The following is a 14,784-nucleotide window of genomic DNA, read 5'->3' on the forward strand; positions in this document are numbered from 1 at the left end:
ATTCTGCGCGGGCGCCCGCCGCCCCGGAGGACTCCATGTTCAGCCTGTTCCGCAAGCCCAAGCCCAGCCCCTACGTGAAACAGGACAGTCCCCAGGTGTTCCGGGTGCGTGTCAGAACCCGGCCTCATGGCGAACTCGTGGAGTTCCGCTTTACCAAGGGCGCCCACATCGGCGCTGACGAGGGCGGCTTTCTGTTTCGCAAGCCGGTGGTGTCCCCACAGCACTTGGACCGGGGCGAGTTGCTGGTCCGCTTTGACCGCGCCTACCGCGTCACCGCTACTGAAGGCGAGAATCTGGACTTTGTGCCGGTCAGCGAGTGGGAAGACTAGAGACAGACACTGACCTCAGAACCGTCCAAGCAGCTTGAGAGAAGAGGCTCCAGAGCGAGCGTCAAAGCAGGCGGATGGACGTGGACCTCCCAGTCCTGTCCGGGGAGGTGACCGTGGCCGACACCCTCCGGTTTAGCCTTCTTCCGGCACTTCGTAGAACGTTTCTTCGGTGATGCGCCCCGGAAAGCGCCGGATGAAATCCACAGTGCTCAGGGCCTGGGTGCGGTGGCAAGCAATGGCCTGCAACTTGCGCGTGATAAACGGCGTCACGTCCCGGCGCACGTTGGGCGGTAGCCACTCGGGCCGCAGGGCCTCTTGCTCGGGCGGCGTGTCGCTGGCGTAGTACCACAGGCGGGGGCGCTCTGGCCGGGGCAGGCCGTCCCAGGCGGCCTTGACCGCGCGGTGAGTGGTGACGTGGTCGGGGTGACCGTTGCTGCCATTGGGGGGAAAGGTCAGCACAATGCGGGGCCGTAGACGGGTGATGGCCTCGCGGGCTGTTTCGACCAGGGGGTCAAAGGGCTGCTGCGCCAGATATTTGTCTGGAAAGTGATGGTGTTCAAAGGTGCTGCCAGCGTGACAGGTCAGACCAATCACATCCAGGCAGGCGCCCAGCTCGGCCTCGCGCATGCGGGCCAGGGCCTCGGGAGAATCACACAGCCCCAGGGTGCGCCCGGCCTCGCCCCGCGTCAGGGTCACCAGGCCGCACGGCTCATCGGCAGCCAGGTGGGCCATCATGGTGCCGGCGGCGCCGTACACCTCGTCGTCGGGGTGCGGCACGATCAGCAGCAGATGCAGGCGGGCGTCGGTCATGCCCCGCAGGGTAGCGCACGGGTTTTAAGGCGGAAGCGGGTTGCCGGGCAGTTCCGACGCCTAGTGTTTTGAACGCTTGGGCCGCGCCGGGCCGCCCTGCCAGGCCGCCAGCATGAGCGACACGATGATGACCATCAAAGCCAGCAGCAATTCCATACGGCATTCTCCCTTTCTTTATCTGACGTTCATGTGACAGTGACCCGGTCACTTGTGCGAAACGTCTCAACATCAGATGAATTGTGGCTAAACGCCTGAACTGTACGCCTGCCCTGGCCTGTTTTCAAAGACCGGCGGTCAGTAAGAGGTATTCGGCGCCCTCCGGCGCCAGGCCAGAGGTCAGCAGCACGCTGTGCCACTGCTCGGCTGTGACCGGCAGCACACTGAGGCGCGAGCCTTTGCCGGTCAGCAGAGACCCGGCCCACTCGGGCAGGGCGCGCAACTCGTCCAGCGTGACCACGCGGGGCAAGGCCTGCACTGGGGCCACCTCGACCATGCTCCAGCGCGGGGCCTCTGGGGTGCTTTTGGGGTCAAAGTAGAGGCTGCTGGCCTCAAATTGCAGGTTGTCGGTGTGGGCGGCGCGCACCACCCGCGCCACGCCGGCCACGCCGGGGGGTTTGGCGTTGGAGTGATAAAAGAGACACAGATCGCCCTCGGCCATTTCGCGCAGAAAATTGCGGGCCTGATAGTTGCGCACGCCGTTCCAGGGTTCGCGTCCGGCGCGCTCTAGATCGGGGTAACCAAAGACGTCAGGTTCAGATTTCAGCAGCCAGTACCGCATACCCCTCAGGGTAGGGGAGCGCGGCTCAGGGCACGGCGGGCGGTAGGGGGGGCAGCGGTTCGCGCTCGGTGGACAGCCGGATCAGGCCAGGGCGCTCCGAGGAGCCGTCCCACGCCCCCGCTGTCCTGTTGAGCGGCATGACGGCGACGTAACTCCCACGCGCCTGGGTGCTGTACCCCCCAACAGGCAGGCCAGAAGCATCGGGGTCAGCCTGCGGATCAACAACCAGGCGGGCCAGGACCGTCCATTCGTTCAGGTGAAGGGGCTGGTGGCCGGTGAGCACCGCATTCTCTCCATCGGGCCTGACCACAGTCCGGAAGAGATTGCCCCGTTCACGCAGGCGCACCCTCGGATCGTCACAGGCCTCTGTGGACGCACTCACGGCGCCGCCACTCAGGTGGGCGCCGGTGTTCCAGAAAGGAGAGGGCCAGGGGCGCTCTGCTGCGTAGAGCCTGGCCTGCGGCTGCCCCTCGCAAGTCAGGCGCTGTGTGGTCAGGAGGAGGCGAAGCTGGTCGCGGTAACTGCCTGGAATGCGGCCCCGGATGTTCTGAGCAGTCACTTTGGCGGCGGGATAGGTGTTGACCATCAGGTTGTCCTGACGGCCCCCAGCTGACCCGGAGAGGTGGACGAAGATGACCGACTGTGTGCCCTTCGGTAAGGTCAGGGTCACGGCCTGATAAATGCCCCGCGGAGCATCCGAAGCGGCGAAAAGAGCGGCAACATCCTGCTGATTGACAGCCTCAAACCGCGCGCCTTCACGTGGGGGCAGCCACTCCCGGTAGCTCACCCAGCCCAGGCCGCTCAGCAGCAGCGCGCCCAGGGTCAGCCAGCCGGCGCGGTGCGTGAAGGCGTGGCCCAGAAAGCCCCGGTTGACCGGCTGTGGGTCACCCATCGCCCGCACCGCCAGAAACTCGGCTTCCTCACGGGAAAAGCCCTGGGCCTGATGTTCGGCCACGCGGCCCAGCAGGTGCGTGCGGAGTTCGGCGGCGGCGTCCAGGCGCTCGGCGGCGGGCAGGCCACGGGTAGCGCGGCGCAGGTAGCCTTCCAGGGTCAGGGCGGCGCGGCGCGCCAGGCGGGGTGTGCGGGCGGCCCTCATGCCAGCCGCCCCAGCAGCAGGGCGTCCAGCGCGCCGCGCAGGGTCTGCCACTCCTGGCGCTTGGCGTGCAGGGCGCGCCGGCCATCTTCGGTCAGGCGGTAGACCTTACGCGGCGCCCCGCCCCGGTCGCTGGGCTGCCATTCGCTCTGGACCCAGCCCGCTTTTACCAGGCGGTGCAGCGCCGGGTAGAGGCTGCCTTCTTTCAGATCGAACAAGCCGCCGCTGCGCCCGTTGACGTGTTTCAGAATGTCCAGGCCGTAGCGCGGCTGATCTTGCAAAGCGGCCAGCAGGGCCAGGTCAAGCGTGCCAGATTTCAGTGGGTTCATCAGGGACCTCCCGCAGTCTCTTGCACTGCAAGGTAGTAGGCGTTCACTATCTTGTCAAGTAAGGATGTGGCCCTGGCTGGTCCCGTGCCCTTCGCCACCGTCGCCGCTTGGCCGGCGCTCTACACTGACCGCGTGCGCGCTTCGCCCTGGCTTCCTGTTTTGCTGCTGCTGGCGCTGGCTGCCTACCTGCTGCCCGACTTGCGGCTGCCGTTTCAGCCGGCGCCGGTGGTCACGGTGCCTGGCCCATCTGCGGCCCCAGCCCTGCCTAATCAGCTTCCGGCCGCCACACGCGCCCTGTTCGAGAAAAGCCGCCCGGCCAGTGTGCGCGTGGAAAGCGTGAACCCCAGCACGCGCAACGCGGGCATCGGCACCGGATTTTTCATCAGCGAGACCGGGCAGGTGCTGACGGCCTACCATGTGGTCAGCGGGGGCCGCCTGTTTCAGGTCAGCACGCTCTCGGGGCGCTCGTATTCGGCGCAGGTGACGGCCTTTGACGCCAGCGCGGACGTAGCGCTGTTGCAGGTGCGGGGGCGTGGCCCCTTTCCTTACCTCAAGCTGGCCACCCGTCCGCCGCGCGTGGGCGAAACGGTGCTGGCAGTGGGCAACAGTGGGGGTGACTTTCTGCAACCCCGGCGCGGGCAACTGCTGGGCCTGGACACGCCGTCCAGCGACGTGACCTTCCCGCAGGGCACCCTGGAAATGACGGCGCCGCTGGCGCCTGGGGACAGCGGCGGCCCCATCATTGACGGCAATGGGCAGGCCATCGGGGTGGTCAGTTACATCAGCGTGGATGTCAGCGGTCAGACCCGGCGCAGCTACGCCGTACCTGTCACTGAGGGCAACGCCCTGATTGCCTCGCTGAGGGCCGGAGAAACGAAAGATGTGCCGGTGGTGGGGCTGATTTTCGATACGGTCCACAGTGGCCGCACCGAGCTGGCGGGCGGCGTCATTGACGGCGTGGCCCGCCGCAGTCCTGCGGAGCGGGCGGGGCTGCGCGGCAACGTGCGTGACGGTCAGGGGAAGCTGGTCAGCCTGGGCGACGTGATTGTCCGGGTCAATGGCCAGCGCACCCGCGACGCCAACGCCGTGATTCAGGCGGTGCGCCGCTTAGCTGTAGGCGACACAGTCACCCTGACCTATCAGCGCGGCGAGGAACTCCGCGAAGCGCGCGTGGTCTTGGTGCCTAAGGCCAGCGTGAATCTGGAAGAGTGAGAAGAGGCGCCTGACAACGGTTGTGCGCTGCATTGAAGGCGGGTCAGCTCCACCTCAATGTCAGAGAATCGCCGGCATGTCTGAGTGCATGGCTCCGCTCGCCTCTGGGGCCACATGTGAGTGCGGGTCCCGTCTCTGACAGAACTCTTGCAGCTGACTGTGTCCGGAAACCTCAAGACCTCTATGAACCGTGACCGATGACATGAGAGGCCGCTTTGGCTAAACTTTATGGACAAGAGGTCAGTTCCGTGACCCTGTCCCTCGCAAGGAGTCCCCATGAACAAGCTGTCCCAGACCGTTGCCCTTCTGAGCCTAATGGCCGCCCTTGCCAGCTGCGGCAAGGTGGTGGGCGCTTTCGTGCCGCCGCAAACCGTGACCAACCCGGCTGGCCTGGAAGGCAAGACCCTGACTTCGGATTCGGCGTTGCAACCCGCTGCTGTCAAGGGCAGCGTCAGTTACTCCACGCGCGGCGAAACCTTTGCGGACATTGCCTATCCCAAGGACGTGCCGTTTGATATCCGCCCACACGCCCTGGAGTTCCAGGCCGGTTTCAGTGAGGCCACGCTGGCAGGGACCTGCCTGCTGACGGCGCCGGCCACCGCAACTGTGACCCTCAAGTCGCTCAAGGTAGAGGTCAGTGACGCCTCGGGCAAGGCCATGTTCAGCGCCTTGCCGGGGACGACCTTTGCCCTCACCCGCCAGGGCACCAGCGCCACCTATGCGGTGTCCGACACGGTGGCCAGCGTTAAAGCGGGCGCCGCCGACACCGACGCTTTTATCCGGGTGCTGACCCAGGGCGGCCCCAACCAGGCCAGCGTCACTGCTGAAATTACCGCCGATAAGGATAGCCTGGCCGGCTGCACCATCTCCTTCAAGGTCAAGAACCCCAAGGTCATCCTGTCCGACTTTTCCTGAAAGAGGCTTCCGACAAAAAAACCCCTCGGCTACTTGGCCGGGGGGCTCTTTTTTGCCTGGGCTTTACCTTGAACCCGGTTCCAGGGCGCCGCGCAGCCACGCCTGAAATTCGGGCAGGGCGCGGTCGTATTGCAGGGCAATAATCTCGGGCACCTCGTAGGGGTGCAGGGCCTTGATTCGGGCCTCAAGGTCGGGGTACTGCTCGCCGCTGGTTTTAATCAGCAGCAGACTTTCAGGGTCTTCGGCCACGTCGCCGTGCCAGCGGTAGACGCTTTGCAGACCCGGCACGATATTGACGCAACCAGCCAGGTGTTCACTGACGAGAATCCGGGCCAAGTCCAGCGCCCGTTCCGGAGGAAGGGTGACCAGCACGACAAGTGACATAAGAAGTGCAGCATACGCCGGGGCGGCATGAGGAGCAGAGGGTGCGTGAACGTTCCCACAAGTGGCGGCAGGGGTGCTGCAAGGTAGGCTGCCCCCTATGCGGACGGTGGTCCTGATTGTTCTGCTGGTGCTGCTGGGGCTGTTTGCCCTGCTGAACACCAACGCGCTGATGTTTCCGCACACCCTGAGCCTGGGCTTCGTGACCTATCAGGGCGTGCCGATGGGGCTGATTCTGCTCATTCTGGGCACCCTGCTGATGGTGCTGTTTTACGCCTGGGCGGGGCTTGCGGGCTTGCGGGCTCAGGCCGACAGCGCCCGGCTGCTGCGCGATATGGAAGCCCTGCGGGTTAGTCTGGACAGCCAGGAAAGCAGCCGCTTTGCCCAATTGCAGGAGCATCTGGACGCCCGGTTTCACACCCTGGGACCAGGCCAGAATGCCGGCGAGGTGGCGGCCCTGAGTGCGCGTGTGGACGCCCTGAGCCGTGACCTGAACCTGCAACTGGCGCAGCTGGACGACTACCTGAAAGGCAAGCTGGGCTAGGCGCGCGCCTTGAACCCGGTGCAATGCAGCCGCAGGGGGCACCCTAGAATGCGCGGGTAGGAAGTTCGGCCTGGCGGGTGCGCCAGGACAAGCCACACCGGAAGTCTGTGTTTTCACCTGTACCGGCACTGTTTGACACACAGCCGCTGTTTTCCACCCTTCTAACGAGGAGTTTGACCGCATGGCCCTTGACCGTTTCTTTCGCCGTCGCCGCCCGCAAGTGCAGCCGGGCACCGACCTGCCTGACCTGTGGACCCAGTGCCCCGCCTGCAAAGAAGGGCTGTATAACCGTGAGCTGGAAGCCAGCGCCTTCGTGTGCCCCAAGTGCGGCCATCACCTGCGGCTGGACGCCGCGCAGCGCGTCAACGTCCTGCTGGATGAGGGCAGCTTTGTCCAGCACTCGGGCCGGGTTCAGCCCACCGACGCCCTGAACTTCGTAGACACCGAGAGCTACATTGAGCGTCTACGCCGCGCGCAGAAAAAGACGGGCCGACCCGACGCCATCCTGACCGGGCGCGGCACCCTGCTGGGGCAGGCGGTCACGGTCGCGGTGATGGACTTCGCCTTTTCGGGCGGCAGCATGGGCAGCGTGGTGGGCGAGGAGATTGCCCGCGCGGCCGAATACGCCGCCGAAGCCGGTACGCCGCTGCTGATCGTGACCGCCAGCGGCGGCGCCCGTATGCAGGAAAGTGCCCTGTCCCTGATGCAGATGGCCAAAACCACTGTGGCGCTAGAAACCCTAGCCGACCGTGGCCTGCCGTATGTCAGCATCTTGACCGACCCCACCACCGGGGGCGTGACCGCCAGTTTCGCCACGATTGCCGATGTGATTGTGGCCGAGCCGGGCGCCCTGATTGGCTTTGCGGGGCCGCGCGTCATTCAGCAGACCATCCGCCAGAATCTGCCTGAGGGCTTTCAGCGCGCCGAGTTTCTACTGGAACACGGCATGGTGGACGCCGTGGTGGACCGGCGTGAACAGCGCAGCTATCTGGCGTCCCTGCTGGGCCTGCTCACCAGACGCGAGGCCAGCGCATGACCGCCCTGAAAGACACCCTGCGGGAATTGGAGGCACGGGTGCGCGACCTGGAAGCCACTGCGCAGAAGACCGGCCAGAATCTCGACGCCGCCATTCATCCCCTGCGCGCCGAGGTGCAGCGCCTGCAAACCGAGCAGGCTCAGCAGCCGGTCAGCCGCTGGGAGCGGGTGCAACTGGCCCGTGCCCAGGGCCGCCCCACCGCCCTGGACTATGTGGACCGCCTGTGTACCGAATTCACCGAGTTGCACGGTGACCGCCGCTACGGCGATGACCCGGCCCTGATTGGCGGCCCGGCGCGCTGGCAGGGCGTACCCGTCATGCTGCTGCTGCAACAAAAGGGCCGCGACACCAAGAGCAAAATCAAGCGCCGCTTTGGCAGCGCCAACCCCGAAGGCTACCGCAAGGCCGTGCGCCTGATGGACCTGGCCGACAAATTTGGCCTGCCGGTGGTGGCGCTGGTGGACACCCAGGGCGCCTACCCCGGCCTGGAGGCCGAGGAGCGCGGCCAGGGCTGGGCTATTGCCGAGAGCATTCGCCGCATGCTGACCCTGCGCGTGCCCGTCATCAATGTGGTGATTGGGGAAGGCGGCAGTGGCGGGGCACTGGCGGTAGGCGTGGGCAACCGCGTCCTGATTCAGGAAAATGCCTGGTACTCGGTGATTTCGCCTGAAGGCGCGGCCAGCATCATCTGGAAAGACGCCAGCAAGGCCCCTCTGGCCGCCGAGGCCCTGAAACTGACCGCCCCCGACCTGCTGGCCCTGGGCATCGTGGAAGAGGTTATTCCCGAGCCGCTGGGCGGCGCCCACGGCAACGCCGACGCGGCAGCCGAAGCGGTGGGCGAGGCGGTCAGCCGTCACCTGCGCGACCTGATGGCGCAGACTCCTGAGGCCCTGAAGGCCAGCCGCGCGGCCCGCTTCCGCAAACTGGGCGCGTATAAGGAATAGAAAGGGGGTCGGAGAGGGGGCCACGTCGTTCAGAAGGCGTGGCCCTTTGAGCGGCTCTGCGAACATGCTGATGCGCGCTCCTGCCGCACCTGAAACAATGCGGGCGTGACCTCAACCCACTCACAGCCCGTTCCGGTTTCTGTTCGGGGCGACCACGTAGACGTGTACACGAACGCGCGCGGCGAGGCCGTGCCGGTGCCGGACCCATACCGCTGGCTGGAAGACCCTGACAGTGACCAGACCCGCGCCTGGGTGGCCGAGCAAAACGAGGTCACCGAGGCGTTTCTGGCGGCCCTGCCTGCGCGCGCCCACTACCGCCAGCGCCTGAGCGCCCTGTGGGACTACGCCAAGCCGGGCGCGCCCTGGATGCGCGGCGGGCGGTCTTTCCGGATGTACAACCCTGGCCTGCTGAACCAGCCGGTGCTGGAAACGGCGCCGACCCCCACCGGCCCGTGGCGCTCCCTGCTGGACCCCAACACCCTCAGCGAGGACGGCACGGTGGCGCTGGCGGGCGCCTCGGTCAGCCGCGACGGGCGCCAGCTGGCTTACGCCACCCAGAGCGGCGGCAGCGACTGGCAGCGCTGGCAGGTGCGGGACATTGACAGCGGCCAGGACAGCGCCGAGAGGCTGGACTGGAGCAAGTTCAGCGGTGCGACCTGGCACCCCGACGGCAGCGGCTTTTACTACAGCGCCTACGACGCCCCGGTCACTGGCGAAGCCCTGACCGGCACCAATAGGGGCCAGCGCCTCATGTTTCACCGCCTGGGCACCCCTCAGGCTGAGGACCAACTGATCCTGGCCCGCCCCGACCAGCCGGACTGGGGGTTTGAGGCGACCGTCACCGAGGACGCGCGGTATCTGGTGGTTCAGGTCTGGATAGGGACCGACCCGCGCGGGCTGCTGTGGGTGCGTCCTCTGGCCTCAGACGGGCCCTTCACCGAACTGGTTTCCGAGTTCCGGGCCGCCTACTGGATGGTCGGCAGTGACGGCGACACCCTGTTCGTGCAGACCGACGAGGACGCCCCACGTGGGCAACTGCTGGCCTGGAACGCCGTGACGGGCGAGCGCCGCACTTTGATTCCTCAGGGACCCGACACCCTGGAAGCCGCGCACGTGGTGTCCGGCGGCCTGCTGACCGTGACCCTGAGGGACGCCAGCCACCGCCTGCACCTGTACGGCCGCGAAGGCACGCTGCAACGCGAGATCGCTCTGCCCACCTTCGGCACCCTGGCCCTGAACACCCACCCGGATGACCCGGAGGTCTACGCCACCTTCACGTCTTTTCTGGCCCCCACCACCCCCTACCGCCTGACCCTGCCGGGCGGCGACCTTGAGCCGCTGGCTGAGCCTGCCCTGCCCTTTGACTCCTCGCCCTATGAGGTCACCCAGGACTTTGCCACCAGCCCGGACGGCACGCGCGTGCCTCTATTTATCGTGGCGCGGCGCGGCCTGCCCAGGGACGGCACCCACCCCACACTGCTATACGGCTACGGCGGGTTTAACGTCAGTTTGACCCCAGCGTTCAGTGTGTCGCGGCTGGCGTGGCTGGAGCGCGGCGGGGTGTATGTGCAGGCCAACCTGCGCGGCGGCGCCGAATACGGCGAGGAGTGGCACCTGGCCGGGACCAGGGAACGCAAGCAGAATGTCTTTGACGACTTTATCGCCTGTGCCGAACACCTGGGGGCCGCAGGCTGGACCTCGCCGCAGCGGCTGGCGATTCAGGGCGGCAGCAACGGCGGCCTGCTGGTGGGCGCCTGCCTGACCCAGCGGCCAGACCTGTTCGCGGCGGCCCTGCCGGATGTCGGCGTGCTGGACATGCTGCGCTACCACCTCTTTACCATCGGCTGGGCCTGGGCCAGCGACTATGGCCGCAGCGATGACCCGGCCATGTTCGACGTGCTGCGCGCCTATTCACCGCTGCACACCCTGAAAGAAGGCGAGCGCTACCCCGCCACCCTGATTACGACCGGCGACCACGACGACCGGGTGGTGCCGGCCCATTCCTTCAAGTTTGGGGCGGCCTTGCAGCGGGCGCAGGGCGGCCCCGCCCCAACCCTGCTGCGCATTCAGACCCGCGCGGGGCACGGGGCCGGTAAGCCCACAGCGCTGGTCATTGAACAGGCCGCTGACCTTTACGCCTTTCTGGAGCGGGCGCTGGGCATGAGCTAAAGGCAGACAGGGGAGGCGGGGCCCCCGACCTTTTGCAGCGTACCCTGACCCTATGCCTGACCTGCCCACGCTGCTGGCGTTCACCGCTGCCTCGCTGGCGCTGCTGCTGGTGCCAGGGCCCAGCGTGCTGTTCATTGTGGCGCGCAGCCTCCACCAGGGACGGCGGGCGGGGCTGGTCTCGGCGCTGGGGGTACAGGTGGGCGGGCTGGTGCATGTGCTGGCCGCCACCCTGGGCGTGTCGGCCCTGGTGCTGTCCTCCGCGCTGCTGTTTTCAGTGCTGAAGTGGGTGGGGGCCATCTACCTGGTGGTGCTGGGCCTCCGCACCTGGCTGGCGCGCGATCCTGGTCCCGCAGACCGGGCGGCCCCTCCGGCCCAACCGCTGCGGCGACTGTTCACGCAGGGCGCGGTGGTCAATCTCCTCAATCCCAAAACGGCGCTGTTCTTTCTGGCTTTTCTGCCCCAGTTTGTGCGGCCTGACCAGGGGCCCGTCTGGGCACAGACGCTCTTGCTGGGCGGCTTCTTTCTGGTGCTGGCGACCCTGAGTGACTCGGCGTACGCGCTGCTGGCCGGCAGCGTGGGCCGCCGGTTGCAGGGCGCCCTGGTTGCCCGCTGGCAGCGCTACCTCACCGGAGGCGTATTTATTGCGCTCGGCCTCGGCACAGCGTCGGTCCAGCGCGCCTAGCCCCCTACCCCAGCATCTGCATCTCGCTCAGGCCGTTTAAAAACTCCCGCTCGGGGTAGGTGTCCGGGTCAAAGCCCCTGTCACCCTCGGCGGGCGTCACAGACAGCGAAGCAAAGTCAAACAGGTCGCGGTCCAGCAGGTGGCTGGGGGTCACGCGGGTCAGGGCGCGCAGAATGTTGTTCAGGCGGCCCGGATGCTCGCGCTCCCAGCCTTCGAGCATCTCGCCCACCACCTGGCGCTGGAGGTTGGCCTGGCTGCCGCACAGGTTGCAGGGAATAATCGGAAACTGCCGCGCCTGGGCGTAACGGATGAGGTCCTGCTCGGCTGTGTACGCCAGCGGCCGGATGACCACGTTGGTGCCGTCGTCGCTTTGCAGCTTGGGCGGCATGGCTTTGAGGCGCGCGCCGAAAAACAGATTCATGAACAGCGTTTCTAGGATGTCGTCGCGGTGGTGGCCCAGCGCAATCTTGGTCGCGCCAATCGCCCGCGCGTGGCCGTACAGGATGCCCCGGCGCAGGCGGCTGCACAGCGCGCAGGTGGTCTTGCCCTCCGGCGTCTTTTCCTTGACCACGCTGTAGGTGTCCTGGGTCAGCAGGTCGTGCCGCACCCCCAGGTCCGTCAGGTAACGGGGCAGCACGTCTTTGGGAAAGCCCGGCTGCCCCTGGTCCAGGTTCACAGCCACGAGTTCAAACTTCACCGGGGCCTTCTTTTGCAGGTGCAGCAGCACGTCCAGCAGCGCATAGCTGTCTTTGCCGCCCGACAGGCAGACCATGACCCGGTCGCCGTCTTCAATCATGCGGTAGTCGCCGATGGCCTGGCCCACCCCCCGGACAATCGGGGCAAACAGGCGGGCGGTGTCAGGGGCCGTAGGAGAGGGGGCAGGGTAGGTCATGGGGCGCGGGGCCTATGGTACGCGCTGGCTGACCCGCCAAGTGTTCCCTGACGGGGACGCTCATGCTTTGGGGGGATGAGCCCGCAGGGGGCCGCGTGGCAAACTGCGCCGCATGACGGCTCTGCGCCCAGTCGCCCTGCCCGCCGCAGCCTCGCCGCGCGCCCCCCACCGTGACGCCCGCCTCTGCGGCCGCTTCCCTGGCCCGCTACAGTGACCCGGATGAGGTTCTTCAATGGACTGGCGGCGCTGCTGCTGGCCGGTGCGGCGGGCGCCGGGGGGCTGTGGTACGCCTGGGGCCGCGACCTGCCCAGCGTGTCCGAACTGGACGTGCTGGAATTCAGCGGCCAGACGCGCGTGTATGACCGGGCCGGCACCCTGGTCGGCACCCTGACCCCCAGTCTCAGCAGTGGGGGCAGCGTGAACCGCGACCTGCTCAAGGCCCCGCAAATCAGCCCCTGGCTGCAAAAGGCGGTCGTGACGAGTGAGGACCGCCGCTTTTATCAGCACGGCGGCGTGGACGCCCTCGGGATTGCGCGCGGTCTTCTCAAGGGCCTGCTGCAAAATGACCTGGAAGGTGGCAGCTCCATTACCCAGCAGGTCGTTAAAAACACTCTGCTGGACGACCTGGAAGGTGCCCGCACCGCCGAACGCAAGTTCAAGGAAGCCGTGCTGGCCTATCAGGTCGAGCGCAACTTTGATAAGGCGCAGATTCTCAACGCCTACCTGAACGTCATCTACTGGGGTGATGGAGGTAGCCGCGACATTCTGGGCGCCGGGGGCGCGGCCCACGCCTACTTTGGCAAAAGTGCCGCCGAACTGAACCTGGCCGAGAGCGTTTATCTGGCGACCATCATTCCGGCGCCCAACCGGCGCTACAAGGACTTTGCGGCCTACCGCCCTCTGATGAAAAACCTGATGGCGCGCATGGTGGAAGACGGCCAGGTGTCGCAGGCCGAGGCCGACGCGGCCTGGACCACGCCGATCTACCCGGCAGGCTGGCGCATCGGCTGGAACAATGACGGCACGCTGCGCTCGGCGGTGCTGGAACGCCCAGAGCGACTGGACGAAAACCTCAAGCGGCTGGAGGGCGGCGGGCGCTACGCCAACTTCTCCTATCTGCAAGCCGTGGAAAAGGAACTGACGCCCCTGATTGGCCGCAAGGCGCTGTACGGCGGCGGTCGGATCTACACCGGCATGAGCGCGCAGGCCCAGGCCGCCGCCGAGACCGCCAGTCAGAATGCCCGCCTGCCCGACGGCGCGACCCTGGGGCTGGCCCTGGTGCGCCCCGACAGCGGCGAGGTGCTGGCACTGGTGGGCCAGAAGCTTACGGGTGGCCGCCCCAGCGACTGGAACAATGCCCTTCAGGCGCGCCGCCAGGTGGGCAGCAGTGTGAAGCCCCTGCTATATACCCTGGCCCTGGAAAAAGGCTGGAAGCAGAGCGACACCGTGCTGGACGCGCCTATTCGCGGCGACTACCAGCCCATGAATTACAACCGCCGCTGGACTGGCCGGTATGTCACGCTGCGGTACTCTCTAGACCACAGCCTGAACCTGCCGACCGTGCGCATGGCGCAGGAACTGGGCATCGGCACCTTCGAGGCCAAGCTGCGTGAACTGAACCTGACGCCCCCGGCCAACGCGGGGCTGCCCCTGAGCATCGGCACCCTGGAAGCCAGTCCGCTGCAAATGGCCGCCGCCTACGCCACCTTCGCCAACGGCGGGCTGTATTTCACGCCGACGCTGGTGCGCAAGGTCGAGGACGCGCGCGGCAAGGTGCTGTACACCCGCCCCGCCCCTGTGGCCAAGCGGGTCTGGGACGCCCGCACCGCCTGGCTGGGTCTGGACATGCTGCGCGGCGTCGTGAATGACCTGAGCGTCCCGCAGGGCGGCCTGGCCACCCGCGCCCTGATTCCGGGCTGGCCCGTGGGGGGCAAGACCGGCACCACCAACGATGTCAAGGACCTGTGGTTTGCGGGCGTGACCCCCACGGTGGCGGGCGCCGTGTGGGTGGGCCGGCAGGAAGGCGGCGCCCTACCCGGCTGGGCCACCAGCGGCGACGTGCCCACGCCGGTCTGGCAGCAGGCGGTGGCGGGCGCCTTGCAGGGCCAGCCGGTCGCCAGTTTCCGCGAGCCGCAGGGCATCGAATACCGCGTGGTGCGGCAGGTCAACATGGCGTTCCGTGCGGGCGAGGGCGACAGCGCCCCCACCGCCCGCGACGGCAGCGGCAGTGGGGGCGGTTTCTTTACCCGGCGCCGCGCCCCCGAGCCAGAGGCGCAGCCGGTGCCCGTCCCCGCGTCTGTCCCCGAGCCGTCAGAGCCAGTTGTGCCTGACCCGGTGCCCGCCCTGCCCCCCGAGCCTGAGGAGGTGACCCCCGAGCCGCTGCCTAGCCAGGAGCCAGTGCCTGCCGAAGAGTCGCCGCCTGCCGAGCCGGTGACTGATGACCCCGCGCCCGAGCCTGTCCCTGAGCCGCAACCAGAACCGCTGCCCCTGCCCGACCCCGGAACGGTCCCCACCCCTGACCCGGAGCCGGTGACGCCCGAACCGACCTTCGAGGATGAGGTGGTCGTGCCTGATCCCCCCGAGCCGCTGCCTCCCGCCGCCACCGATGACCTCCTCAACGAATTGGAGCCGCTGGATTAGCGGAAGAGCCTTTGACCGCCGTAGCTCAGT

The 14,784-nt window shown here is 67.0% G+C and carries 15 protein-coding genes; 9 read left to right on the forward strand and 6 right to left on the reverse strand.

Going from position 1 to position 14,784, the window contains the following annotated elements; translation table 11 throughout:
- Positions 1-35 precede the first annotated feature (35 nt).
- Positions 36-329 (forward strand): hypothetical protein, encoded by a 294-nt coding sequence (locus tag K7W42_RS08395; RefSeq protein ID WP_157459013.1) that lies wholly within the window; start codon positions 36-38, stop codon positions 327-329.
- A 132-nt stretch (positions 330-461) separates the two neighbouring features.
- Here the strand turns inward: K7W42_RS08395 and K7W42_RS08400 are convergent, their stop codons facing one another.
- The 4 genes from K7W42_RS08400 to K7W42_RS08415 all read right to left on the reverse strand — a co-directional run bounded on the left by K7W42_RS08400 (position 462) and on the right by K7W42_RS08415 (position 3,339).
- Positions 462-1,139 (reverse strand): PIG-L deacetylase family protein, encoded by a 678-nt coding sequence (locus K7W42_RS08400; protein ID WP_224573837.1) that lies wholly within the window; start codon positions 1,137-1,139, stop codon positions 462-464.
- Positions 1,140-1,419: 280 nt separating this feature from the next.
- A complete protein-coding gene (locus tag K7W42_RS08405) occupies positions 1,420-1,917 on the reverse strand; it encodes an EVE domain-containing protein (RefSeq protein ID WP_224573840.1) in 498 nt (165 codons plus the stop codon).
- 25 nt (positions 1,918-1,942) lie between these two features.
- Entirely contained in the window at positions 1,943-3,013 is a 1,071-nt protein-coding gene (locus K7W42_RS08410; RefSeq protein ID WP_224573842.1) for a permease prefix domain 1-containing protein, read from the reverse strand.
- Positions 3,010-3,339, reverse strand: a complete 330-nt coding sequence (locus K7W42_RS08415; protein WP_157459010.1) for a PadR family transcriptional regulator — start codon at positions 3,337-3,339, stop codon at positions 3,010-3,012. The genes K7W42_RS08410 and K7W42_RS08415 overlap by 4 nt, the downstream gene beginning before the upstream one ends.
- A 132-nt stretch (positions 3,340-3,471) precedes the next feature.
- Here K7W42_RS08415 and K7W42_RS08420 point away from each other — a divergent pair, with 132 nt between their 5' ends.
- Positions 3,472-4,551 (forward strand): S1C family serine protease, encoded by a 1,080-nt coding sequence (locus tag K7W42_RS08420; protein WP_224573845.1) that lies wholly within the window; start codon positions 3,472-3,474, stop codon positions 4,549-4,551.
- A 276-nt stretch (positions 4,552-4,827) separates the two neighbouring features.
- Positions 4,828-5,466 (forward strand): hypothetical protein, encoded by a 639-nt coding sequence (locus K7W42_RS08425; protein ID WP_224573848.1) that lies wholly within the window; start codon positions 4,828-4,830, stop codon positions 5,464-5,466.
- Positions 5,467-5,529: 63 nt separating this feature from the next.
- On the opposite strand, the gene cutA is transcribed toward K7W42_RS08425, so the two are convergent.
- Positions 5,530-5,850, reverse strand: coding sequence for a divalent-cation tolerance protein CutA (gene cutA / locus K7W42_RS08430; RefSeq protein WP_157459008.1), 321 nt, complete (start codon positions 5,848-5,850; stop codon positions 5,530-5,532).
- A 97-nt stretch (positions 5,851-5,947) separates the two neighbouring features.
- On the opposite strand from cutA, the gene K7W42_RS08435 reads away from it, so the two are divergent.
- The 5 genes from K7W42_RS08435 (at position 5,948) to K7W42_RS08455 (ending at position 11,222) form a co-directional block, all read left to right on the forward strand.
- On the forward strand, positions 5,948-6,391 hold the full coding sequence (locus K7W42_RS08435; protein ID WP_224573850.1) for a LapA family protein: 444 nt from the start codon (positions 5,948-5,950) through the stop codon (positions 6,389-6,391).
- A gap of 181 nt (positions 6,392-6,572) precedes the next feature.
- Positions 6,573-7,427 (forward strand): acetyl-CoA carboxylase, carboxyltransferase subunit beta, encoded by an 855-nt coding sequence (gene accD / locus K7W42_RS08440; protein ID WP_224573853.1) that lies wholly within the window; start codon positions 6,573-6,575, stop codon positions 7,425-7,427.
- Entirely contained in the window at positions 7,424-8,371 is a 948-nt protein-coding gene (locus K7W42_RS08445; RefSeq protein ID WP_224573855.1) for an acetyl-CoA carboxylase carboxyltransferase subunit alpha, read from the forward strand. Before accD ends, K7W42_RS08445 begins: the two co-directional genes overlap by 4 nt.
- Before the next feature lie 105 nt (positions 8,372-8,476).
- Complete coding sequence (locus K7W42_RS23245) at positions 8,477-10,540, forward strand: prolyl oligopeptidase family serine peptidase (protein ID WP_224573856.1); 2,064 nt, start codon at positions 8,477-8,479, stop codon at positions 10,538-10,540.
- 52 nt (positions 10,541-10,592) lie between these two features.
- Positions 10,593-11,222, forward strand: coding sequence for a LysE family translocator (locus tag K7W42_RS08455; protein ID WP_224573857.1), 630 nt, complete (start codon positions 10,593-10,595; stop codon positions 11,220-11,222).
- A gap of 4 nt (positions 11,223-11,226) precedes the next feature.
- On the opposite strand, the gene ttcA is transcribed toward K7W42_RS08455, so the two are convergent.
- A complete protein-coding gene (gene ttcA / locus K7W42_RS08460) occupies positions 11,227-12,114 on the reverse strand; it encodes a tRNA 2-thiocytidine(32) synthetase TtcA (protein WP_224573858.1) in 888 nt (295 codons plus the stop codon).
- A 219-nt stretch (positions 12,115-12,333) separates the two neighbouring features.
- On the opposite strand from ttcA, the gene K7W42_RS08465 reads away from it, so the two are divergent.
- Complete coding sequence (locus K7W42_RS08465) at positions 12,334-14,754, forward strand: transglycosylase domain-containing protein (protein ID WP_224573859.1); 2,421 nt, start codon at positions 12,334-12,336, stop codon at positions 14,752-14,754.
- Positions 14,755-14,784: the final 30 nt, after the last annotated feature.

This window comes from Deinococcus betulae, from assembly GCF_020166395.1.
Classification (GTDB): domain Bacteria; phylum Deinococcota; class Deinococci; order Deinococcales; family Deinococcaceae; genus Deinococcus; species Deinococcus betulae.